This is a genomic window from Pantoea allii, assembly GCF_002307475.1.
In the GTDB taxonomy this organism is placed as follows: Bacteria; Pseudomonadota; Gammaproteobacteria; order Enterobacterales; family Enterobacteriaceae; genus Pantoea; species Pantoea allii.
On record NZ_NTMH01000052.1, the window covers coordinates 1 to 21,784 of the forward strand.

The 21,784-nt window shown below is 54.8% G+C and carries 19 protein-coding genes; 11 read left to right on the forward strand and 8 right to left on the reverse strand.

Going from position 1 to position 21,784, the window contains the following annotated elements:
• Nucleotides 1-6: 6 nt before the first annotated feature.
• Complete coding sequence (locus CMR03_RS22245; RefSeq protein ID WP_096012676.1) at nucleotides 7-363, reverse strand: DUF2500 domain-containing protein; 357 nt, start codon at nucleotides 361-363, stop codon at nucleotides 7-9.
• Nucleotides 364-514: 151 nt separating this feature from the next.
• Between CMR03_RS22245 and CMR03_RS22250 the strand changes: the two genes are divergently transcribed.
• Together CMR03_RS22250 and CMR03_RS22255 are read left to right on the forward strand one after the other, a co-directional pair.
• A complete protein-coding gene (locus tag CMR03_RS22250; protein ID WP_096012677.1) occupies nucleotides 515-1,144 on the forward strand; it encodes a lysoplasmalogenase in 630 nt (209 codons plus the stop codon).
• Nucleotides 1,145-1,232: 88 nt separating this feature from the next.
• Nucleotides 1,233-3,518: a zinc/cadmium/mercury/lead-transporting ATPase gene (locus CMR03_RS22255; RefSeq protein WP_096012678.1), complete on the forward strand. Its 2,286-nt coding sequence runs from the start codon at nucleotides 1,233-1,235 to the stop codon at nucleotides 3,516-3,518.
• A 26-nt stretch (nucleotides 3,519-3,544) separates the two neighbouring features.
• On the opposite strand, the gene tusA is transcribed toward CMR03_RS22255, so the two are convergent.
• On the reverse strand, nucleotides 3,545-3,796 hold the full coding sequence (gene tusA / locus CMR03_RS22260) for a sulfurtransferase TusA (RefSeq protein ID WP_063877562.1): 252 nt from the start codon (nucleotides 3,794-3,796) through the stop codon (nucleotides 3,545-3,547).
• A gap of 205 nt (nucleotides 3,797-4,001) precedes the next feature.
• Here tusA and CMR03_RS22265 point away from each other — a divergent pair, with 205 nt between their 5' ends.
• Together CMR03_RS22265 and CMR03_RS22270 are read left to right on the forward strand one after the other, a co-directional pair.
• A complete protein-coding gene (locus tag CMR03_RS22265; RefSeq protein WP_063877563.1) occupies nucleotides 4,002-4,667 on the forward strand; it encodes a 7-cyano-7-deazaguanine/7-aminomethyl-7-deazaguanine transporter in 666 nt (221 codons plus the stop codon).
• A gap of 117 nt (nucleotides 4,668-4,784) precedes the next feature.
• Complete coding sequence (locus CMR03_RS22270) at nucleotides 4,785-5,339, forward strand: DcrB family lipoprotein (protein WP_063877564.1); 555 nt, start codon at nucleotides 4,785-4,787, stop codon at nucleotides 5,337-5,339.
• Between the two features lie 115 nt (nucleotides 5,340-5,454).
• Here the strand turns inward: CMR03_RS22270 and CMR03_RS22275 are convergent, their stop codons facing one another.
• Nucleotides 5,455-7,377: a bifunctional 5-dehydro-2-deoxygluconokinase/5-dehydro-2-deoxyphosphogluconate aldolase gene (locus CMR03_RS22275; protein WP_096012679.1), complete on the reverse strand. Its 1,923-nt coding sequence runs from the start codon at nucleotides 7,375-7,377 to the stop codon at nucleotides 5,455-5,457.
• Nucleotides 7,378-7,997: 620 nt separating this feature from the next.
• Between CMR03_RS22275 and iolG the strand changes: the two genes are divergently transcribed.
• The 3 genes from iolG (at nucleotide 7,998) to CMR03_RS22290 (ending at nucleotide 11,030) form a co-directional block, all read left to right on the forward strand.
• Nucleotides 7,998-9,008, forward strand: coding sequence for a bifunctional inositol 2-dehydrogenase/D-chiro-inositol 1-dehydrogenase (gene iolG, locus CMR03_RS22280; RefSeq protein WP_063877567.1), 1,011 nt, complete (start codon nucleotides 7,998-8,000; stop codon nucleotides 9,006-9,008).
• Between the two features lie 26 nt (nucleotides 9,009-9,034).
• Complete coding sequence (gene iolE, locus CMR03_RS22285; protein ID WP_096012680.1) at nucleotides 9,035-9,931, forward strand: myo-inosose-2 dehydratase; 897 nt, start codon at nucleotides 9,035-9,037, stop codon at nucleotides 9,929-9,931.
• A 247-nt stretch (nucleotides 9,932-10,178) separates the two neighbouring features.
• On the forward strand, nucleotides 10,179-11,030 hold the full coding sequence (locus tag CMR03_RS22290; RefSeq protein ID WP_063877569.1) for a MurR/RpiR family transcriptional regulator: 852 nt from the start codon (nucleotides 10,179-10,181) through the stop codon (nucleotides 11,028-11,030).
• A 151-nt stretch (nucleotides 11,031-11,181) separates the two neighbouring features.
• Here CMR03_RS22290 and iolB read toward each other — a convergent pair whose 3' ends face one another.
• From iolB to CMR03_RS22305, 3 genes are all read right to left on the reverse strand, one after another.
• Entirely contained in the window at nucleotides 11,182-12,000 is an 819-nt protein-coding gene (gene iolB / locus CMR03_RS22295) for a 5-deoxy-glucuronate isomerase (protein WP_096012681.1), read from the reverse strand.
• Nucleotides 12,001-12,081: 81 nt separating this feature from the next.
• Nucleotides 12,082-13,587: a CoA-acylating methylmalonate-semialdehyde dehydrogenase gene (locus CMR03_RS22300; protein ID WP_063877571.1), complete on the reverse strand. Its 1,506-nt coding sequence runs from the start codon at nucleotides 13,585-13,587 to the stop codon at nucleotides 12,082-12,084.
• A 167-nt stretch (nucleotides 13,588-13,754) separates the two neighbouring features.
• The gene (locus tag CMR03_RS22305; protein ID WP_128604219.1) at nucleotides 13,755-14,132 is read right to left on the reverse strand and encodes a hypothetical protein; all 378 of its coding nucleotides are present in this window, start codon (nucleotides 14,130-14,132) and stop codon (nucleotides 13,755-13,757) included.
• 143 nt (nucleotides 14,133-14,275) lie between these two features.
• Between CMR03_RS22305 and CMR03_RS22310 the strand changes: the two genes are divergently transcribed.
• On the forward strand, nucleotides 14,276-15,655 hold the full coding sequence (locus tag CMR03_RS22310) for a nucleobase:cation symporter-2 family protein (RefSeq protein ID WP_096012683.1): 1,380 nt from the start codon (nucleotides 14,276-14,278) through the stop codon (nucleotides 15,653-15,655).
• 246 nt (nucleotides 15,656-15,901) lie between these two features.
• Nucleotides 15,902-16,957 carry an AI-2E family transporter gene (locus CMR03_RS22315; protein ID WP_096012684.1) on the forward strand — a complete coding sequence of 352 codons (1,056 nt, stop codon included), beginning with the start codon at nucleotides 15,902-15,904 and terminating at the stop codon, nucleotides 16,955-16,957.
• On the opposite strand, the gene CMR03_RS22320 is transcribed toward CMR03_RS22315, so the two are convergent.
• Nucleotides 16,946-17,629, reverse strand: a complete 684-nt coding sequence (locus tag CMR03_RS22320) for a FadR/GntR family transcriptional regulator (protein WP_096012685.1) — start codon at nucleotides 17,627-17,629, stop codon at nucleotides 16,946-16,948. The genes CMR03_RS22315 and CMR03_RS22320 overlap by 12 nt on opposite strands.
• A gap of 148 nt (nucleotides 17,630-17,777) precedes the next feature.
• Here CMR03_RS22320 and uxuA point away from each other — a divergent pair, with 148 nt between their 5' ends.
• The gene (gene uxuA / locus CMR03_RS22325; protein WP_096012686.1) at nucleotides 17,778-18,962 is read left to right on the forward strand and encodes a mannonate dehydratase; all 1,185 of its coding nucleotides are present in this window, start codon (nucleotides 17,778-17,780) and stop codon (nucleotides 18,960-18,962) included.
• Nucleotides 18,963-19,411: 449 nt separating this feature from the next.
• Nucleotides 19,412-20,992: an EAL domain-containing protein gene (locus tag CMR03_RS22330; protein WP_096012687.1), complete on the forward strand. Its 1,581-nt coding sequence runs from the start codon at nucleotides 19,412-19,414 to the stop codon at nucleotides 20,990-20,992.
• 51 nt (nucleotides 20,993-21,043) lie between these two features.
• Here CMR03_RS22330 and CMR03_RS22335 read toward each other — a convergent pair whose 3' ends face one another.
• Nucleotides 21,044-21,376, reverse strand: a complete 333-nt coding sequence (locus CMR03_RS22335) for a hypothetical protein (protein ID WP_096012688.1) — start codon at nucleotides 21,374-21,376, stop codon at nucleotides 21,044-21,046.
• Nucleotides 21,377-21,784: the final 408 nt, after the last annotated feature.

The window sequence follows — 21,784 nt, forward strand, 5'->3', positions numbered from 1 at the left end:
CCGCCGTTAACCCTGGGTGGGCGTAAAACGAATAAAACGCGTGCCCTGCAGGGTAAGCTCCCCTTCCGTGCCCTTGTCCATCAAATGATAGTCGCCCTCGCTCACCCGCATTTTGATATCGCTTTCGCCGTTCAGCGGATGAAACCAGGCTTCATAGCGCATTTCGTCTCCGGCGATGACTTCACGCTCACGCGACCGGCGGCTGGAAACCGAAAACTCACGTTTGGTTTTCACTTCGACCGCCAGCGTACGTACCGGCGAAGCATCGTTAACGGCGGCCTCACGCCGCTGCTTGATGAACTGGCGGGTTGCTAAAACCGCAATAACAGCCAGTACAATAATTAAAAGGAGCGGTGGTTTCATACTATCCCAGCTTTATCAGGTTACAGAGGGTGTAGGTTACGTGCTAAAGCATACAACCAGACTTCACCGATTGTCACATCGTGCTGGCGTAACCTAGACTGATAGGAGTTTTTCAGGAACTGTCACCATTTTTGGTAAAAAGGGAGAAGCAATGCTCTGGTCCTTTCTCGCTGTACTTTTCTCCGGCTGGCTGTATGTGGATGCCTCTTACCGGGGGCCGCAATGGCAACGCTGGTTATTCAAACCGGTCACCTTACTGCTGTTAGTCGGGCTGGCCTGGCAAGCGCCGACGCGTAGCACCTCTGACTATCTGATTGTGGCCGGACTGGTCGCCACCCTCATCGGCGACACGCTGACGCTGCTGCCACGGCAGCAAACGCTCTATGCGCTGGGGGCGTTTTTCCTGTCGCATCTGCTCTATACGCTGTGCTTTGCCGCCAACATGACCATGAGTTTCTACTGGCCTATTCCGCTGACCTTTTTGATTATCGGGGTTGTCGTGATTGGTGTGCTGTGGAGTAAGCTGGAAACGCTACGCTGGCCGGTCTGTACGCTTATCGGTATGACGCTGGTCATGAACTGGATGGCAACAGAGCAGTATTTTTTCCGCCCGAGCGATTACAGCTTCTCGATTCTTGTCGGTTCTGCTCTGCTTCTGCTGGCCAATATTGTGTGGTTTATCAGCCATTACCGCCGCCGCTTTAGCGCGGACAGCGCCATCGTCGCCGCCTGCTATTTTGCCGGTCACTTTATGATTGTCCGTTCCCTGTGGATCGCCTAAGAAACCGTCACAATAAATCTGGAGATGGATGAAACCGTCGGGTGTAAGATAAGCTGTGGGCATGTTGCCCACGACTTCCGGAGGTTATATGCATCAACATCATGCTTGTGGCTGCGGTAAGCCCTGCGGCACGCACCGTGCCGCGAAACCGCTTTGTGCGATTCGCCCTGTCCGTTCCGGCACTCTCTCTATTATTGCTGCGACGCCCGAAACCGCTGACGGCAACGGTGGTGGTAGTGACTGCCCGTGTGCTGGCTCATCCGGCAGCGAAGCCGATGATGAAGGTGACCGACGACGGTCCTCTGATGCCTTTCAGTTCAGCTGGCTGGTCAGCGGTATGGACTGCCCCAGTTGCGCCCGCTCCATCGAAACCGCCGTTCGCCAACTGCCCGACGTTACTCAGGCCCGCGTACTGTTCACCAGCGAAAAACTGGTCGTTGACGCCCGTGCGCCGGTTCAGTCTGCAATAGAAGACGCCGTTAGAAAAGCCGGCTTCCAGCTCTCCTCAACCTCGGTTTCCGCCCCTGTGCCATCCCCATGGCAAACCTGTTTCCCCCTGATACTGCTTGCCGGGTTGATGCTAGCCAGTACGGCGCTCAGCCAGGTCAGTGCTGTGTGGGGCGATCGATTATTTATTCTGACCACGCTGGTTGGTCTGATTCCGGTAGCGCGTAAGGCATGGCAACGCCTGCGAACGGGTTCCGCCTTTACCATTGAAACCCTGATGACCCTGGCATCGGCAGGGGCGCTGTTGATTGGCGCTCATGCGGAAGCGGCTATGGTCCTGCTGCTGTTTCAACTGGGTGAACGACTGGAAGCCTATGCGGCAACCCGCGCACGCAGTGGTGTGAGCCAGCTGATGGCGCTGCGCCCCGAATCAGCCGTGCGCCTGCAAAACGGCATTCGCACTGAGGTTCCACTGACGGCGCTGCAGCCCGGCGACCGGATTGAGATTGCCGCCGGTGGTCGTCTGCCGGTAGATGGATGTTTAGTCGCTGAAAGCGCCAGTTTCGATGAAAGTGCCTTAACCGGGGAGTCGTTGCCGGTTCTGCGCTCGCGGGGCGAAAAGGTGCTGGCAGGCGCCACCAGTGTGGATCGCCTGGTGGAACTGGACGTGGTGTCAAAACCCGGCGAGAGTGCCATTGACCGCATCTTGCAACTGATTGAGGAAGCGGAAACCCATCGCGCACCGGTGGAACGTTTTATTGACCATTTCAGTCGACTTTACACGCCAGCGATTATGCTGTTGGCCCTGCTGGTCATGGTGTTACCGCCCCTGTTCGGCGCGGGCCCCTGGCTGCCATGGATCTATAAAGGCCTGACGTTACTCCTGATTGGTTGTCCCTGTGCGTTGGTGATCTCAACGCCCGCCGCCATTACCTCCGGCCTGGCGTCGGCGGCACGTCGTGGCGCACTCATCAAAGGTGGCGCGGCACTGGAGCGCCTGAGTACGGTGCAGACGATTGCGTTCGACAAAACCGGTACGCTGACAGAAGGTAAACCGCAGCTAACCCAAATTTTGCCGTTCGGCGATCTCACTGAAGAACAGATTCTGCTGCTGGGCGCAGCCGTGGAGCAGGGTTCAACGCATCCGCTGGCGACGGCCATCGTGGCCGCCGCACAGGCCCGAGGCTTGACTATCCCGTCAGCCACTCACCAACAGGCGATGGCCGGAAGCGGTATCAGGGCAGAGATTGAAGGCCAGCGCGTTGAACTGCTGGCACCGGCGCGCGTCAGCCTTCTGGACCCGCAGCAACAACGCCTGATTAGTGAGCAGGAAGCGCAAGGCGACACGCTCGTTATCCTGCTGCGTGAGGGCAAAGCGCTGGGTGCGCTGGCGTTGCGCGATCGCCTGCGCAGTGAAACCCCTGCCGCTTTGCAGGCGTTAAAAGCGCTTGGCATCAACAGTATTATGCTGACAGGGGATAACCCACGTGCGGCAGCCGTGGTGGCGCAGCAACTGGATATCGCATGGCACGCGGGCTTATTACCTGCCGACAAAGTTGAGAAGGTTCGCCAGCTCAGTCAGCAGCAGGTCGTCGCGATGGTGGGTGACGGCATCAATGATGCACCTGCCATGAAGGCGGCAACGCTGGGCATTGCGATGGGCAACGGCACCGATGTCGCGCTGGAAGCGGCCGATGCGGCTTTAACGCGCAATCAGCTTAGCCATCTGGCTCCGATGATCAGGTTGGCACGTCGTACCCGGGGCATTATTCGCCAGAATATTGGTATTGCACTGGGGCTTAAGGCACTGTTTCTGGTCACGACGCTGCTCGGTCTGACCGGATTATGGCTGGCGGTACTGGCTGATTCAGGTGCCACCGCGCTGGTCACGGCGAACGCGTTGCGGCTGTTGCGCTCGCGGGATTAACCCTCTGACGGCGGCAAACGCCGCCGTTATTCGCCCATCCCTTTCTTGATCAAAAACTGATAGGGCAGCGTTTCCGTTTGCGCGGCCAGCAGGCGATGTTCCATAAAACGGCAAAAACCGGGAATATCCCGCGTGGTTGCCGGATCGTCAGCGACGATCAGCAGCGTTTCCCCCTCCTGCATGCCGCGTACGGTTTTGCGCACCATCATGACCGGTTCGGGACAGCGCAGGCCTTTGGCATCCAGTTGATGGTCGGCGGAAGAAAATACATCACTCATGACGATCTCAATTCAGGTTGGCGGGCGCCTATTCTAGCGCGTCGGCCCTCTGACGCAAGGCGGTAACGATTGCGTTAAAATTAGCCATTGCATTAATAGCACAACAGGGTAAGATGCGGCCGTTTTTTGTTCATGAAACCGCCGGGCGCTGAATCCTCTACGCACGGCAATGGGTTCCCTCACCCCACCATTAAAAAGGCTTATTATGCTCGCATTTACACCGCGTCAGCGCACCTACGCGCTTCTTTGGCTGTCCCTGTTTCACCTGTTGGTGATTACCTCCAGTAATTATCTGGTGCAGTTGCCCGTTTCCCTGTTCGGCTTCCATACCACCTGGGGCGCGTTTAGCTTCCCGTTTATTTTCCTGGCAACCGATCTGACCGTTCGCATTTTTGGTGCGCCGCTTGCACGACGGATTATTCTGGCGGTGATGGTTCCTGCCCTGTTTATCTCCTATACCATTTCCAGCCTGTTTTATCAGGGCGAGTGGCAAGGCTGGCAGGCACTGCAACAGGTGAATCTGTTTGTCGCCCGTATCGCCTGTGCCAGCTTTATGGCTTATGCACTGGGCCAGATTTTGGATGTGCACGTATTTAATCGCCTGCGCCGTTTGCCGCAGTGGTGGGTAGCGCCGGGCTGCGCCATGTTTTTAGGAAATATCAGCGATACGCTGGCGTTCTTTTTTATCGCCTTTTACAAAAGCTCCGACCCGTTTATGGCGCAGCACTGGGTGGAAATCGCCCTGGTGGATTACAGCTTCAAGGTGCTGATCTGCATGGTGTTCTTCCTGCCCGCCTACGGTGTGTTGCTGAATGCGGCGCTGAAACGTCTGGCCGAACGCCAGGCTCAGCCACAGATACATTTCGGCTAACCGGCCATTCAGCCTTTCCTGACAATCCGCTAAAATCTTCTGACAATACTCAGGTTGCGTTTGCAACCTGATTCCTGTTGTATAAACGCCTGAGCGGAAATTTAAAAAGGGATTCTGATGCGTAATTTAGTGAAATATGCGGGAATTGGTTTGCTGGTCCTCGGCCTCGCGGCCTGTGACCAAAAGAAAGATGAAGCGGCAAACGACAACGGCGCATCTGCCAGTCAGTCGGCACAAACCGTGACGCTGATGGATGGCAAGTTAAGCTTCTCCTTACCACCGGGCATGTCCGACAAGAGCGGCAAGCTGGGTTCACAAAGTACCAACATGCACGTTTATGCTGATGAGAGCGGCGCGCGGGCAATTATCGTGATTGCGGGTGATCCCACCAACGAAGGTCTGGATGTTTTATCTCAACGTATGGAACAGCAGCAGCGTAACCGCGATCCGCAGCTACAGGTTGTCTCGAACAAAGCGGTGACGCTGGGCGGCGAACCCGCACAGCAGCTGGATACGGTGATTTCAGCTAACAACCAGACTTCATGGTCTTCGGTCGTGTTGGCCAAGGTGGACGGTAAGCTGATGACCATGCAGATTACGCTGCCGGGTCAGAATCAGCAGCAGGCACAAAGTGATGCTGAAACGGTAGTGAAGAGCATTGCACTGAAATAATTGCGGACGGGCGCTTGCCCGCCCTGCGCGTTATTGCCTGTTCCTGAACGCTAAGCCACGCACCGTGCGGAAGATATCACTCCGCACGGTGCGCTCATCATCTTGCCTGCTTTGGCTATCGCACCTGCTCGCGTGCCATGCGCCAGTATTCAATCAAACGCAGATAATTCTCTTTTACCGCCGTCACCAGCGCGTCGTCACCGATCTCATCCTGCAACCACTGGCGTGAAGGCTGAGCAAAGATAGTGCGTCCCACCGCGAAACCTTTTACCCATGGCGCTTGCGCAGCCTCGGCAAAACCGGCTTTCAGCTTCTCCTCTGGCGCATCCAGCCCAAGTAACAGGATGCCGCGACAGTGAGGGTCCTGCTCCTCAATCAGGGTGCCAATGGCCTGCCAGCTTGCCGTCGACAGAGGGGGTAATTTCCACCAGTCCGGCTTAATCCCCAGTCCATAAAAGTGGCTCATCAGCATCTGATAAAAGGCTTCATTATGATCCGGCTGGCTGTCTGGCAGAATCACCTCAAGCAGCAGTTCGTGCCCGCTTTTGTTGCAGCTTCTCCAGACATCCAGTAACAGGGCATCCTGCTCTTCCCGCAGTTCTGCACTGTCGTGAGGATGATAGAACACCAGACATTTCACCACGTGCTCTAACGGCCAGCTAATAAGCTGGGTGCCGATATTGCCGTGTTCAAGACGCAGGGGGCGCGATCCCGGTAGCTCTATCGGCCGCCCGATCCATCTGTTCTTGCCGGTAATGGCGTTAAGCGCCCTTTGACCAAAGGTCGTATCGGCCAGAATCCCGCTTTTCGTCTCTATGCCCGCCTGCTTTACCGCCTGCTCTGCGGCCTGCAACAGCAGAAGCTTGAGCTGCGAAATGCGGCTAACGTCAGCGCCCGCGGCCAGGGCCATATCGACCAGTTGCTTGCGATGGTCAAAGGCGAAAATATTGAGCTCAGGCCAGGCTTGCTGCCGGGACGTTACCCGGTGCAGGTGGGTCAGTTGGCTATCCAGATCAGGGCGTTTTACCGCCTTTTCACGGCTCAGGAAATCGTCCAGTTCCTCTCGGGTTGGCATCGCCGGGGCGCAACCGTGGCGTGAAACCACCAACGCACCACAGGCGTTGGCATAACGACAGGCCTGCTCCCAGCCCTCATCGTTTAGCCAGCCACGCAGCAGACCCGACATAAACGCGTCTCCCGCCCCCAACACATTTAACACCTCGACGCGTACGCCGCTGTGCAGCTTAACCTGATCCCAGCTTTCCGGAATCTCGTTTTCAAAGACAACGCATCCCATTGCGCCCCGTTTACAGACCAGCGTGGCACGGCTGACCTCGCGCACCTGTCTGAGTGCCGTCAGCGTGTCAGTGCTGCCGCCCGCAATATGAAACTCTTCTTCGGTGCCGACGATAAGATCGAAGTAATGGACGACCTCCTGCAGTTGCGCCGTCACCTCGGACGAGGCAATGAAACGTGTTTCACCATCACCCAGCGAGGTTAATCCCCACAGCACCGGGCGATAGTCGATATCCAGCGCCGTGCGCAGACCGTTTTTGCGGGCAAAATCCAACGCTTTCAGCACGGCGGCACGCGTTTGAGGATGCGATAAGTGAGTGCCGGTTACCGCCACTGAGCGTGAAGAAGCAATAAAGGCCTCATCAATGTCCTCTGGCACCAGCCCCATATCGGCGCAGTTATCGCGATAAAAGATCAGGGGAAAGGTCTCTTCATCTTTAATACCGAGAATGACCAGTGCGGTCAGACGCTTTTTATCGGTTATCAACGCATCCGTATTGCAGCCCACACGTTGCAGGCTCTCACGTAAAAACCGGCCATTATGCTCATCGCCAACGCGCGCCAGCATGGCCGATCGCAACCCCTGAATGGCCGTGCCGTAAGCGACATTACCCGACGAACCACCAAGATATTTGGCGAAGGACGTGGTGTCCTCCAGCCGCGCGCCAATTTGCTGACCATAGAAGTCGACGGCGATGCGTCCAATACAAATCACATCAAGACGCTTCTGTTGTGTACTCATACTTCTGGTTTCCTTCTGTGATGAGCAGACACTGCGGACAGGTTGAGGATCGAGGTCTGAAGGTGTCTGGTTAACGATAAATGCAGTATGAGGAACAAATATTCCAAATTCAATTCAAAATGAAACTTACAATGCGATTATGTGAACCAGTTAAAAATCTATTATTCCCTGACGACCGATCGTGCAGTCGGGCAACTTATCTCGCGATGCCCGTGCCACAAGGCGAGCGGCTTTGCGCTCGCTTTCGTGACGCGACAGCGGGGATGAAATGAAACGCCATAAAAATATGTAACTATTACTAAACATTCCAGTTCCCCCTGTAATCTGATTCGCCACAGATGATTCAGGAATGTAAATTTGATCCCACTCGCAAAATGAAATATTTCTTCTGTAATGGTGTTTTATGAAAAATGCATTTGTTTATAATCCACTGACATTTCAGTTTTCCAGATCGCGTTCTCCGTTCCGCCTCACCCGTTGCAGCGGATGGGCATAAACCGCCGGGCAAGAACGAGCACGGCATGTGGCATACGCATCTGGCGCAGGCCAAAAAAGCGTGATTTCCGGGCCGTTTAACGGCTCATGTGTCTTATCTCCGATTTAACCCTACAGGTGTAATTATGACGTTGAAACTTGGTGTGATTGGAACAGGTGCGATTGGTCAGGAACACATTCGCCGCTGCAACAATGTCTTACAAGGGGCAAAGGTAGTGGCGGTATCCGATATCAACGTTGAAGGGGCTAAGGCTGCACTGCAACGACTGAATATTGATGCAGAAGTGCACCAGGATGGCTTTGACGTGATTCACTCACCCAATGTCGATGCGGTGCTGGTGACCTCATGGGACCCGACCCATGAAGAATTTACCCTGGCAGCCATTGCGGCCGGTAAGCCGGTCTTTTGTGAGAAGCCGCTGGCGATGAGCGCAGAAGGCTGTCGTCGGGTGGTAGACGCAGAAATCCAACACGGCACGCGGCTGGTTCAGGTCGGGTTTATGCGACCTTACGATGCCGGTTACCGTGCGTTGAAGAAAGTGATTACTGACGGTGAAATCGGCGAGCCGCTGATGCTGCATTGCGCGCACCGTAACCCGACGGTGCCGGAAAATTACAATACCGAAATGGCCATCACCAATACCTTAATTCATGAACTCGACGTCCTGCGCTGGCTGACGAGTGACGATTACAAAAGCGTGCAGGTGGTTTTTCCACGCGTCACCGCCAAAGCCCATTCGCATCTGAAAGATCCACAAATCGTCCTGTTTGAAACGCAGAAAGGCGTGCGCATTGACGTAGAAATCTTTGTGAACTGTGCCTATGGCTACGATATCCAGTGTGAGGTTGTCGGTGAGGAAGGCATCGCCAGACTGCCAGAGCCTTCATCGGTGCAGCTGCGTAAGCAGGCCAAACTGTCCAACACGATTTTAGTCGACTGGAAAGACCGCTTTATTGAGGCTTACGACGTCGAGCTGCAGGCGTTTATCAACGACGTGAAAGCGGGCCAGTTAACCGGTCCTTCTGCCTGGGATGGCTTTGCTGCCTCGGTGGCTGCGGATGCCTGTATCAAAGCACAAAAAAGCGGTGCCATTGAACCTATTGAAATGCCCGCCCGTCCGGCATTTTACAACTAATCCCTATCGCCATAAGCAGGTAACCGATGAACAACGATAACGTTAAGCTGGCGATAGCGCCCATTGGCTGGACAAATGACGATATGCCGGAGCTGGGCAGTGAAAACACCTTCCAGCAAACCGTGAGTGAAATGGCGCTGGCAGGCTTTACCGGCAGTGAAGTTGGTAGCAAATACCCGCGCGATCCTGCCATTTTGAAACCGATGCTCGACATTCGTGGCATTCAGATCTGCAACGCCTGGTTCAGCACTTTCTTTGCTCAGGGGGATAAAGCTGAAACCCTTGAGGGATTCACGGCCCACATGAATTTTCTCTATGACATGGGTGCCCGCGTCATCGGCTGTTCCGAACAGAGTAAAAGTATTCAGGGCACAACGCTTGCGGTGCTGGACCATAAGCCTGTCTTTAATGACGATGAGTGGCAGCGCACGGCGGAAGGTTATAACGAGCTGGCCGCGCTCGCGGCCGCCAAAGGTATGCGTGTCTGCCTGCATCATCATATGGGTACGGCTATTCAGACGCCCGCCGAAATCGATCGTTTTATGGCGTTAACCCATGACGAGGTGGGCTTGCTCTATGACACCGGCCACATCTACTACTCCGAAGGTTCACAGGACGTCATGCTGACGGTGCTGAAAACCTACCTGCCGCGCATTTTTCACGTTCATCTGAAAGATGTGCGGGATGAGATTGTTGCTGAAGTACGGGACAAGCATCTGTCATTTCTGGATGGGGTAAAAAAGGGCACGTTTACCGTACCGGGCGATGGTGTTATTGATTTCAAACCGGTTTTCAAAATTCTTGATGACTACGGCTATAAAGGCTGGATGGTCGTTGAGGCCGAGCAGGACCCCGCGCTGGCCAATCCGTTTGAGTACGCGATTAAAGCCAGAAAGTATATTCGCGAGAACACCGGGCTGTAAGCCGGTATCGGTGCCTGAGCAACGCGTTATACGCTTATCAGGCTGCGCCCAATGTTGTCTCCGGGCGCAGCCTTTTCACGTCGGTAGAGCTGAAACCGCCGCTTTCGCCAGTGACGGCGAATCTGTGAGTCATTTCATAAACTAATGAAATAAATTCCGCCTATAAAACAAACAAATGAAATTTTCCAACCATCTGATATCATAACGTCCATTATCCAGCCACGCGTTACGCAAATGAGCAGACTTCATGAGCAATAATCCTTCCCAACTTTCACAGCTGCAGGACGAAATCCGCCGCCGTTATGAAACGCTGAGCAAACGGCTGAAGCAGGTGGCTCGCTATATTCTTGATAACAGTAACAGTATTGCTTTTGATACCGTGGCCTCCATTGCACAGCAGGCGGATGTACCGCCCTCTACCCTGATTCGCTTTGCCAATGCGTTTGGCTTTAGCGGTTTCAACGAAATGAAACAAGTTTTTCGTCAGCACCTGATGGAAGAAACCGTTAACTATACTGAGCGTGCGCGGCTATTCCGTCAGACGGCGGCCGATGATGCCGCCAACTCACCCGAAAGCCCAGCCGAAATCCTGAATGTGTTCACCATGGTTAACAGTCAGGCACTTCAGCAGTTGGCGATGCAGGTGAGTCCTGAGCAGTTAAACAAAACCGTAGAACTCCTGAATCAGGCCGAGAACGTTTACGTTATCGGCCTGCGCCGTTCGTTTAGCGTCGCCTCCTATTTGGTTTATGCCCTGCGCCATCTGGAACGCCGTGCTTTTCTGATTGACGGACTGGGCGGCATGTTTACTGAACAGCTTAATCTTGTGACCCCAAAAGACGTGGTGATAGCCATCAGCTGTTCGCCTTATGCCAGGGAAGCCGTAGAAGTGGTGGAACTGGGGGCGAAACGGGGTGCCAGCTTAATTGCGATTACCGACAGCCAGGTTAGCCCGCTTGCAGCGTTTAGCGACGTCTGCTTTGTGGTACGCGAAGCCCAGGTCGACGGCTTCCGCTCTCAGGTTGCCTCGCTGTGCCTGGCGCAGACGCTGGCAGTGTCCCTGGCATTGGCTAACGCCCAGACCGGTCAAATTTCCTGACAGGCCGCCGTCTGCGACGGCGTGGCTTGCCTGTTATACCTGTACGACTGACCCCACCTGAATAAAGCCGGGCGCATCCTGCCACCGCGCGTACAGCCTTTTGCGTCACAAAAAAGGCAGCCCGCAGGCTGCCCGTTGCTATCCGCAGTGATTAACCCGCCGGATAGTGATCGCTGTTAATCCAGGCGTGATCGCTTTCCCAGCTGAATTTCCACAAGCGAACCGGCCCTGCCATCACATTAAGATAGTAGTTGTTGTAGCCCGCTATCGTCGCCACGGGATGGTAACCGCGCGGCACCGTGACCACATCCCGGTTGTAAACGGCCATGCACGCATCCAGCGAACGATCGTCCGTGTAAACGCGCTGCATAGCGAAGCCCTGTTCGGGTTCAAAGCGGTGGTAATAGGTTTCTTCGAGATAGGTTTCGTTCTCGCTGTTTTCCTGATCGTGTTTGTGACTCGGATAGGAACTGGTGTTGCCCTCGTCGGTAAACACCTCTACCACCAGCAAGCTGTTTGCCGGTTCACTGTCCGGCAGAATGTTATGCACCAGGCGCTGGTTGTGTCCTTTGCCACGCCGTTCAACGCCGACATCTTCTGGCGCAATCAAGCGGGCGGGCAGTTTGTCGCCCTGGCCCGGAGCCTTACACACGGCCAGTTCCAGATCGCTGTCAGCCGTTACCGTTACGGCATCATCATGCGGGACGTACACGGAATAAGGCGGTATACGTTCAAACGGCGACATCCGCTTGCCAAGCCCCGGAAAGGTCGCATGGCGCGTGGTGACGGAAGCCAGGCCCGCGACCAGCACCAGACAAAGTTCAGTATCGCCGCTAGTGAGGTTGAGCGTTTGCCCTTTTTTCAACAGGTAAGACTCGAAACCTACATAGCGCCAGCCCGCACTTTCCGGCGTCACCTGCTGTATGCGCCCCTGGTTATCAGGCTGTTTTACCTTCGAGAGTAATGACATCCGCCGTCTCCTTATCCGCCGTCCTTCAGAGTAAACATGCTGTTAGCCAGCGCCCACGATCAGGCTAACTGGCCCATCCACTTAACCTAACGTTGGCATACTAAATTCAGAAACCGTTTGCTGACCGCTCGGCCAACGTACGGTAGCCGTTTTCATGCGCGTATAAAAACGCACGCCATCTGGCCCGTGGACGTTAAGCGCCCCGAATACCGACCGCTTCCAGCCACCAAAACTGTGGAACGCCATCGGCACCGGAACCGGCACGTTGACGCCGACCATGCCAGCTTCGACATCCTGCACAAACTCACGCGCAGTGTGACCATTACTGGTAAAAATGGCGCTACCGTTACCAAATTCGTGACTGTTAACCAGTTTCAGCGCACTGTCGTAATCCGCCGCGCGCATGATGCTCAGCACCGGGCCAAAAATCTCTTCGCGCCAAATCACCATCTCTGGCGTGACATTATCGAATAGCGTGCCGCCGACGTAGTAACCGTCCTCAAAACCCGCGACCTTTTGGTTACGCCCATCGACGACCAACGTTGCCCCTTCCTGCTCGCCACTATCGATATAGCCCAGCACTTTTTTCTGATGGGCGGCAGAGACGACAGGACCCATTTCATTTTCGTCGCTGCCCTTGTTGATGCCGGGACCGATGCGTAATGCTTTAATCAGCGGCGTCAGACGCGAAATCAGCTTATCCGCCGTGTCATCACCTACCGCCACCACCACCGGCAGAGCCATACAGCGCTCACCCGCAGAGCCAAATGCACCGCCCATGATGGCATTGACTGTGGCATCCAGATCCGCATCTGGCATCACGATGGCGTGGTTTTTTGCCGCGCCAAATGCCTGTACGCGTTTACCATGCGCACTGGCCGTTTTATAAATGTGCTCAGCCACACCCGACGAGCCGACAAAGCTGACGGCCGCGATACGGGAATCTTTGTAGAGCTGTTCTGCGTTGTCATTCGAACTGTGGACAACGTTGAAAACGCCGTCCGGCAAGCCCGCTTCCTTCAGCAGCTCCGCCATGCGTACCGCGGCTGACGGGTCCAGTGCCGGTGGCTTAAGAATGAACGTGTTACCGCAGGCCAGCGCAATAGGGAACATCCACAGCGGCACCATGGCAGGGAAATTGAAAGGTGTAATTCCGGCGACCACACCCACAGGCTGCATGAGCGAGTAGCTGTCTACCCCGCCTCCCACATTGGGTGAGTTCTCACCTTTAAGCAGGTGGGGAATGCCGCAGGCGAATTCAATGACCTCGATGCCGCGCGTCAGTTCGCCTAACGCATCGGACCAGACTTTACCGTGCTCAGACACGATCAATGCCGCCAGTTCATCACGATGCTGTTCCATTAAGGCTTTAAAGTTGAACATCACCCGGGCGCGACGCAGCGGTGAGGTTTTGGACCAGGCAGGAAAGGCAGCATGTGCCACGTCAATCGCCTGGGCCACTTCATCTGCGCTGCTTTGGGTCAGTTCACGGATAACCTTGCCGGTCGCCGGATCGAACACAGGAATGGTTTCGTTGCTGGCACTGAACGTGGTTTTACCGCCAATAAAATTTCCTACGATAGTCATGATGTTGCCTCTTTGGTGTGTACGGTTCCAGCAGGCAAAGCACAAGAAGTGGCATGCTGGCTGGGCAGATGAAGCCAAAAGCATGCTATGAAGCTATTACAATGAAACAAATTTTTCAAATAAATGTTTTTGGAAAATTACTTTTTAGTGGAGCAGATCGCATTTCTTCATTTTATCTCCGATGAGCCGCCAGCAAAGGCTGTTCTTTGGCTCGCCGCAGCGTCACATCTGCCGACGCGGCACATAACGAAACGCCCACCTGTTACGCTTTTTATCGATCTCTCAGCGAAGATGCCGGTTGCGGTCAGACAGACTGAAGCGAAAAAACACTCTTTTAAAATTTCAAATTTAACCAATTCGAAATAAAAGTTTCCTTTAGCGCCGTATTTCTTCCTTATCGGTGTGAGGAGATAAGCGTGCAGCATGCCATCGCGCTCCTTATGGATCGCCTCGTGACGCACTTCCATGGTGCAAAAAAACGGCTTAATGGCGATTTCATGAACCCATAATTTCTTACATGCCCAGTCAGGAATCATCTGTTTCATGTGCATCCGGGCGTAATGCACCAGGCAGAACCGCCCTATCCTGTTGATTTACTAACGTTAAAAGCATTCAGACATGATGAGTCAAAAAGCTGGCCTGCTTTATGCAACATCGAACCACTTCCCCGCACTGAGATGAGATAACCGTGTCTGACGAAAAAAACAGCGGCCTGCTTTACGGTCTGGACCAACGTATTCCGCCACTTCAGGCTTTTTTTAGCGCGTCACAGCATGTGCTGGCCGGCCTGGTCGGCATCATTACGCCCCCGTTGCTGATCGGCACGGCGCTGGGTCTGGACGCGTGGCTGCCGTATTTGATCAGCATGTCGTTGCTTGCCTCCGGCATCGGCACCTTCCTGCAGTCAAACCGCGTTTGGGGCGTGGGTGCGGGCATGATATGCATGCAGGGCACCAGCTTCGCCTTTCTCGGTGTGGCCATCTCCGGTGGCCTGTGGGTCAAAGCGCAAGGCGGCAAGCCAGAGGACATTATGGCGATGCTGTTTGGCGTCAACTTTGTGGCGGCGCTGGTTCCGGTTATCGTCAGCCGCTTTATCGACACCTTAAAGCGGGTCTTTACTCCCGTGGTGACGGGCAGCGTTATTGCGCTCATTGGTATCAGCCTGATTAAGGTCAGCGTCATAAACTGGTGCGGCGGTGAAAAGGCACCGGATTTCGCCAGCCTCAGCAACCTTGCACTCGGTGCGTTAACCCTGGGGGTGATAGTGCTGCTAAGTTGCGCCAGCAACCGTTGGCTGCGACTGTCCTCCATCGTAGTGGGCATCGTCACGGGCTGTATCGCCGCCGCGCTGAGTGGCAAATTTCATATTCAGGGTCTGGGTGACAGCACCTTCCGTTTACCGTCCCTGTTTCCGTTTGGCTTCCACTTCAGTAGCACCATTTTCATCCCCGTGGTGCTGGTCTCGCTGGTCTGTATTATTGAGGCAGTGGGCGACCTTACCGCGAACAGCCTGATCTCCGGCAAGTCGATTACCGATCGGACCTTCAGCGCCCGTCTCAAAGGGGGCATTCTGGCTGACGGGCTGAGCTGTATGATTGCGGCGATGCTCAGTGCCTTTCCCAATACCACATTTGCGCAAAATAACGGCGTGATCCAGATGACCGGCGTAGCAAGTCGTTTTGTCGGTCGCTATGTCGGTGTGATACTTATCCTGCTGGGGCTGTTTCCCCCCTTTAGCGAGGCGCTGCGACAGATCCCCACGCCGGTGCTGGGTGGCGCAACGATGGTGATGTTCGGCTGTGTGGTCACGGCAGGCATCCGCATCCTCAGCCAGACCGCGCTGACGCGCAGGGAGATGCTTATTGTCGGGCTGGCTTTTAGTTTCGGCCTGGGGATTGAATCCGTTCCTGCCTCGCTTTCCCATCTGCCGCTCATGATTGAGAACCTGTTTGGTTCGGCAGCCACCAGCGGCGGCCTTGTCGCCATTGTCCTGAACCTTCTTATTCCGGGTGGCGAAACCGCTGTGCGTGAAGAGGTAAAACAGGGTGAATCCGCGCAGTCGCTTTAACGCCGCATCCGCACCTACGCCAGCGTTGTCGTGGGTGCGTCGCCGTGCGCGCAGACGCACAGTGTCATAACGTGGCGTGCCTCACTCAGCGCCGATAGCGCGCTTTTATGCGCAAGCGTGAAGCCAGGTTATCGTGCCCGTAGCCAACCAGCCGCAGCGCCTGGTTTACCGTTTCCCTTAATGAATCAGACGGTTACTTTTCCTTCAGCTACACTTTCATCAGTTATTTATGCGTAGAGATAAAGAATGAACGCGTTGCAGCAGGAAAAAATTGGACAAAACATCTTAATTAAACTGGCGATGCTGGTGATTATTCTTGCGGGGATACGAGCCGCCTCCGACATTCTGGTGCCGCTACTTCTGGCGGCCTTTTTTGCCATCGTACTGAATCCGCTCGTGACGATACTGATGCGGCGCGGGCTGCGACGCGGGATGGCGATCGGGTTGGTGATTACGGTGATTTTTATCGTCATTCTGCTGCTGGGAGCCGTGCTGGCCAGCTCCATGAGTGAGTTTTCCGACCTTTATCCTCAACTGCGCACCATCCTGGAAAAGAAAATGGTGGTGGTTCAGCACCTGGCGGCCAGCATCCATCTTAATATCTCGACTAACTCCCTGGTTCAACGCTTTGACCCTAACACCGTCATGAACCTGGCCAGCGTGGCGCTGAGTGGGTTTTCCGGTGCCATGACCAATACCGTTTTACTGGTCCTCACCGTGGTCTTCATGCTGTTTGAGGTGCACCATTTGCCTTATAAAATGCGTAACTCCTTTGTGAACCCCAAAATTCGCATTGCCGGATTACACAAGGCACTCAAAGGTGTGACGCACTACCTGGCACTGAAGACGTTGATCAGCCTGATCACCGGGATAGCGGTGTGGCTGACGCTCTACCTGCTGGACGTGAAGTTTGCGTTACTGTGGGGCGTTGTGGCCTTTATTCTTAACTTTATTCCCAATATCGGGCCGATTATCGCCGGTATTCCGCCTTTCCTGCAGGCGCTGCTGCTCAACAGCGTCTTTGACGCGGCGATGGTGGCGGCGCTGTTCACTGCCATTCATATGGTATTTGGCAATATGCTGGAGCCGCGCATTATGGGGCGCGGCCTGGGTTTATCAACGCTGGTGGTGTTTTTGTCGTTGATATTCTGGGGCTGGCTGCTGGGCCCGGTGGGGATGCTGCTATCGGTTCCCCTGACCAGCATCACCAAGATCCTGATGGAAACCACGCCGGGCGGCAGCCGTCTGGCTATCATGTTGGGCACCGGCCGGCCCAAACCTTCGCGGCTGTTAACCAAGTAAGCGCTGCTGCACATGTTGCAAATGTTGCCTCATCGCCGCCTGTGCAGCCTGCTCATTCCCGGCAACAATCGCCTCAGCGATACGCTGGTGGTCGGCATTCATTTCCTCCGCAAAGGTATTGTCTGCATAGTGACTTTCCAGTCGGCGGACATGCGCGCTGTCGCGTTTGTTCCACAAATTTTCCATCATCTCCCGCAGCAGATCGTTGCCGCTCATCTCGCTAATCAGCAGATGAAACCCCTTGTCCTGCTCAATAAAAGCCGCGTCGTTTTCATTAAATGCCTGCAGCGCTGCGCTGAGGGACAGCAGTTGCTGACGCTGGGCTTCACTGCCGTTTCGCGCCGCCAGCCCGGCCAGCATACTCTCATAGGCTTCGCGCGCCTGTAGCAGGTCCTGCAGGCTGAAACTCTCTGTTTCTTTGCCGGGTGAGGGCTGGGGTAAGGTCTGAGCGACAAAAACCCCGGTGCCGGTGTAAATGTTGACGTAGCCCGTCATCTCAAGCGCAATCAGCGCTTCGCGCACCGACGACCGGCTGACGCCAAGCTGTTTAGCCAGTTCCCGCTCCGGCGGCAGCGCCCCGCCCGGCACGAAATCGCCACGATTAATGCCGTCAATAATGGCATTGGCAATCTGCCGATAAAGCCGCTCAGTTTTTAAGACCGGTAGCGCCATAACCCTCTCCTGTTGTCGACACGCTTTTAGGCTTTGGATGATACGTATTTACTATGCTGCGATCCGGATCACGGCCTTAATTTACGCGCTATCTTACTCTTGGTCCAGCGGCCTGACCACTGGGCCACACGTTCACCAAGGAGTAATAATGGAACATACATGGCGCTGGTACGGCCCAAACGACCCTGTGTCACTCGACGATGCTCGCCAGGCAGGTGCAACCGGGATTGTCACAGCACTTCACCACATCCCGAACGGCGAAGTATGGCCTGTCGCCGAAATCAAAGCACGTCAGGCGCTGCTGGCAGAAAAAGGGCTCACCTGGTCTGTCGTTGAAAGCATTCCCGTTCATGAAACCATTAAGACGCAACGCGGCGATTATCAGCACTATATCGCCAACTATCAGCAGTCGATTCGCAATCTGGCCGCGTGCGGGATTGATACCGTCTGCTACAACTTTATGCCGGTGCTGGACTGGACGCGTACCGATCTGGCCTGGTCACTGCCGGACGGTGCGAAAGCGTTACGCTTTGATGCCGATGCGTTTGCCGCCTTTGAACTGCACTTGCTACAACGCCCCGGTGCAGAAAAAGATTACAGCCCCGCCGAGCAAAAAGTTGCCGCAGAACGGTTTGCTGCGATGAGCGAAGAAGAAAAAGCCACGCTGGTGCGCAATATCATCGCCGGCTTACCCGGCGCGGAAGAGGGTTACACGCTTGAGCAGTTTCAGGCTCAGTTGGCCCAGTATGACGGTATCGACAAAGCCAAACTGCGCGAACACATGGCCACCTTTTTGCGGGCCATCGTCCCCGTAGCGGAAGAGGTCGGCATTAAGCTGGCCGTCCATCCTGACGATCCACCGCGTCCAATCCTTGGCCTGCCGCGCATCGTCTCTACCCAAGAAGATATGCAGTGGCTGAAAGAAACGGTAGACAGTCTGCACAACGGATTCTGTTTCTGTACCGGCTCCTACGGCGTCCGTGAAGATAATGCCCTTGTCGCAATGGCAGAAGCCTATGCCGATCGCATTAACTTTGTGCACCTGCGGGCGACAAAACGAGAAGCGAACCCCAACAGCTTCCACGAGGCGGGCCATCTGACCGGTGATGTGGATATGGTTGGCGTCATCAAGGTGATCCTGGCCGAGGAGCAGCGTCGCCGCCGGTCGGGCGAGCAACGTGCCATTCCGATGCGTCCCGATCACGGTCATCAGATGCTGGACGATCTGCACAAGCGCACCAACCCGGGCTACTCCGCGATTGGGCGGCTTAAAGGGCTGGCAGAGCTGCGTGGTGTGGAAGTGGCACTGAAGCAGATTTATTTTCAGGATTAACAGGTCGTTGCCCCGCGCTGTTCAGGCTGTCGGGGCACACATCCGTCTGACCTCGTTTTTATTTCACGGTTATCGCCTTATCCGCGCCCGCTATTTACCCGATTATCCGACGGCAACCGCCCTCCCGCCGTAAAAAGACAGTGCGCATTTTACCCCGCCGGGTTTGGGTTTCGCTCTGTATTGCCGCCCCACCGCGACCGTTTACAGGTCAGTCACCGTCCGTTCTTCCGCCTTACGCGATCACCGTTTTGCTGCAGCCATCAAACTAATCGCTGAACTTTCACCAATAGTATGAATTTTGTGTCAATTAAATGCCCACAAGGTCGATAATTGACCTTATCGGATGATAAGGGATTTCCGACCGTTCACCAGCGGCGTGAACTGGCGTGCTATGTTGCAGTGACCCTTAGCACCTCGCAAAACATCATAACGATTCAGAGGTTTTTACGGTGCCGCTAATAAAAAGAAAGCGCGATCACGCCAGATCGCTCATCGTCCTTGCAGGGCTTCTGCCCCTGCTTTTGGGTTTGCTATTTACTGCTATCGATGCCAGAAAGACAGTTAAAGAACAACAAGTGAATACGGCAGAGACCTTGCTGTCTCAGGCAGAAAAAATCAGCGATAACGCCTGGAGTATGATCGCTTCGCTTCGTCAATATGACGATCAATCATGCGATCAGGTCGAGAATACATTGCGCATCAATGGCACCCTTCATCCCTATTTTCGCGGTATCGGCAGGCTGGAAAGCGACATGGTCAGCTGCTCTTCCGCCTATGGCAACAAACCCGCGACCCTTGAAGCCATGATTGGTACTACGCCGCCGGTGACGGGCAAAGACCGGTGGAGTTTATCCCTCACCGGTTCTTACAGCGTGCCGGATCGGCCTGCGGTGATATTCGTGCGCCAGATTTCTGCGGACAAAGCACTTTGGGTGATGGTGGAAGGACAGTACCTGATTGATTTTATGAGTGCCCTGGGCAGCACCCATGAGTACAGGATCACCATGCGTTTTAATAACGGCGCGCCGATAGTGTCAGGCAATAGCGAAATGCCAGGCAACCACTGGCTTTCACCACAGATATACAAGGCGGCTTCCTCTCGTTATCCCATTAGTGTCACCCTGATTGCGCCGAGCGCCGAGCGGGTCAAGACGTGGGCACAGTTGCTTTTCGTGTTTATGCCAATGGCGGCGATTTTTTCCGTTCTGTTTATGATTCTGACGACATCCTGGTTACGCAGGCGCTTTTCATGGGGAGATGAAATGCGTCGCGCTATCCGCTCCCGGCAATTCAGCGTGCATTACCAACCAACCTACAGCTGCACACTGCAACGCTGCTCCGGTGCAGAGGCACTGCTGCGCTGGACGCTGCCCAATGGTGACAGCGTGCGCCCTGACACATTTATTACCGCCGCCGAAGCGGAAGGCATGATTATCCCGGTGACGCACCATCTGATGGATCTGATTGTGGAGGACACGCAACACTGGAAGCCCAATCCAGGCTTTCATCTGGCGATTAATGTGGCAGCCGAACATCTGCAGCACCCAGACTTCGTCAATGACATGCTGAACTTTGCTAAAAGGATGGCGAAAACGGAGTTTAACATTACCCTGGAACTGACGGAGCGCAGCCTGATTAAAGAAGGGAACGTGGTCGCCACTAAGCTGGCTCAGCTGCGTCAGGCCGGGATGAAAGTGGCGATTGATGACTTTGGCACAGGTCATTGCTCACTTAGCTACCTGCAAACCTTTGCACTGGACTATCTTAAAATCGACCAGGGTTTTATTAACGCAATCGAGTCGCTGGAGGGGGAAACGCCGGTGCTGGATGCCATTATCAGCCTGAGTCATAAACTGAAGCTGCAGGTCCTGGGAGAAGGCGTGGAAACGGCATTGCAGTTCCGCTATTTGCAGCAGCATGGCGTCACCTGCGTCCAGGGCTATTTTTATGCCCGACCCATGGATAATACGGCGACGATTGCGTGGATGGCGCAGTATGGTCATCTGCCCGTTGAGGTGGATAACCCCTGAACTGCGGACGCGACACGCAGAATCAGCCTGATGGCCACGGCGTTGACTGGCTTATTTTCGCTGCGACGCCCGTTGTTTACTCGCCGCCCGCAATGCCACCGCCACCGCGTCTTCCTGTTGGTCGCAAGAGGCCGTATCAGACGCCCGCCCGGCACGCTGATTCAGGCGTTGCAGCGTTGGCATCGACTGCTGTAACAGCTGCTGGCACACCTCATAGTCCGAGCACTGCTTGCCCGTGACCGTCGACGTTTGCAGCGTCTCGCTCAACTGTGTCAGTCGATCAATCCAGTATTTAGCCCGGCAGCTTAGCCATCCTGAATGGAGCGGCACGTGAGTGGCGACGTCAGTCTGCCGGGGAGCGCGACCCACCTCAGAAGAATCCATTAATTTTCTTTCTACACTATCGATCTGCGCCACCCAGGGGCTTTGGCAAGTGATGGATGCTTTCCTTGACATTCTTCCTCCAAATCAAGGTGAAAGAGTATTGCCGAAGGCGCTCCATTAGGCAAGTTTCAAACCCCATCCCGACAAATGCTTAAAATTTATTAATAACTTAAGCCAGGCGGCGACTGTCGTTCAACATCGAAGCGCTTATTTACCAGGCAAACGCGCGGGAAGACTGACTTTTTTTCGCGTCGTTTCCTGCTACAAACCGCAGGTGAAACTGCTCGCTTTCAGTTCAAACATGACAAATATCACACAAAAACGTTATACTCTTCCGCCGATAAACCAGATGACGGCAGTATTGGTTGTATTGGTGAGTCGACAGAGAATGCTGTTTTACGGCTATGC

Excerpts from the sequence above, each read along its gene's own strand:
- tusA (WP_063877562.1), bottom strand. The coding sequence starts at position 3,796 with ATGAGTGATGTATTTTCTTCCGCCGACCATCAACTGGATGCCAAAGGC.
- CMR03_RS22305 (WP_128604219.1), bottom strand. The coding sequence starts at position 14,132 with ATGAAACAGATGATTCCTGACTGGGCATGTAAGAAATTATGGGTTCAT.
- CMR03_RS22265 (WP_063877563.1), top strand. The coding sequence starts at position 4,002 with ATGCTCGCATTTACACCGCGTCAGCGCACCTACGCGCTTCTTTGGCTG.
- CMR03_RS22255 (WP_096012678.1), top strand. The coding sequence starts at position 1,233 with ATGCATCAACATCATGCTTGTGGCTGCGGTAAGCCCTGCGGCACGCAC.
- CMR03_RS22290 (WP_063877569.1), top strand. The coding sequence starts at position 10,179 with ATGAGCAATAATCCTTCCCAACTTTCACAGCTGCAGGACGAAATCCGC.
- CMR03_RS22335 (WP_096012688.1), bottom strand. The coding sequence starts at position 21,376 with ATGGATTCTTCTGAGGTGGGTCGCGCTCCCCGGCAGACTGACGTCGCC.
- iolE (WP_096012680.1), top strand. The coding sequence starts at position 9,035 with ATGAACAACGATAACGTTAAGCTGGCGATAGCGCCCATTGGCTGGACA.
- CMR03_RS22315 (WP_096012684.1), top strand. The coding sequence starts at position 15,902 with ATGAACGCGTTGCAGCAGGAAAAAATTGGACAAAACATCTTAATTAAA.
- uxuA (WP_096012686.1), top strand. The coding sequence starts at position 17,778 with ATGGAACATACATGGCGCTGGTACGGCCCAAACGACCCTGTGTCACTC.
- CMR03_RS22300 (WP_063877571.1), bottom strand. The coding sequence starts at position 13,587 with ATGACTATCGTAGGAAATTTTATTGGCGGTAAAACCACGTTCAGTGCC.
- CMR03_RS22245 (WP_096012676.1), bottom strand. The coding sequence starts at position 363 with ATGAAACCACCGCTCCTTTTAATTATTGTACTGGCTGTTATTGCGGTT.
- CMR03_RS22270 (WP_063877564.1), top strand. The coding sequence starts at position 4,785 with ATGCGTAATTTAGTGAAATATGCGGGAATTGGTTTGCTGGTCCTCGGC.
- CMR03_RS22250 (WP_096012677.1), top strand. The coding sequence starts at position 515 with ATGCTCTGGTCCTTTCTCGCTGTACTTTTCTCCGGCTGGCTGTATGTG.
- iolB (WP_096012681.1), bottom strand. The coding sequence starts at position 12,000 with ATGTCATTACTCTCGAAGGTAAAACAGCCTGATAACCAGGGGCGCATA.
- iolG (WP_063877567.1), top strand. The coding sequence starts at position 7,998 with ATGACGTTGAAACTTGGTGTGATTGGAACAGGTGCGATTGGTCAGGAA.
- CMR03_RS22320 (WP_096012685.1), bottom strand. The coding sequence starts at position 17,629 with ATGGCGCTACCGGTCTTAAAAACTGAGCGGCTTTATCGGCAGATTGCC.
- CMR03_RS22275 (WP_096012679.1), bottom strand. The coding sequence starts at position 7,377 with ATGAGTACACAACAGAAGCGTCTTGATGTGATTTGTATTGGACGCATC.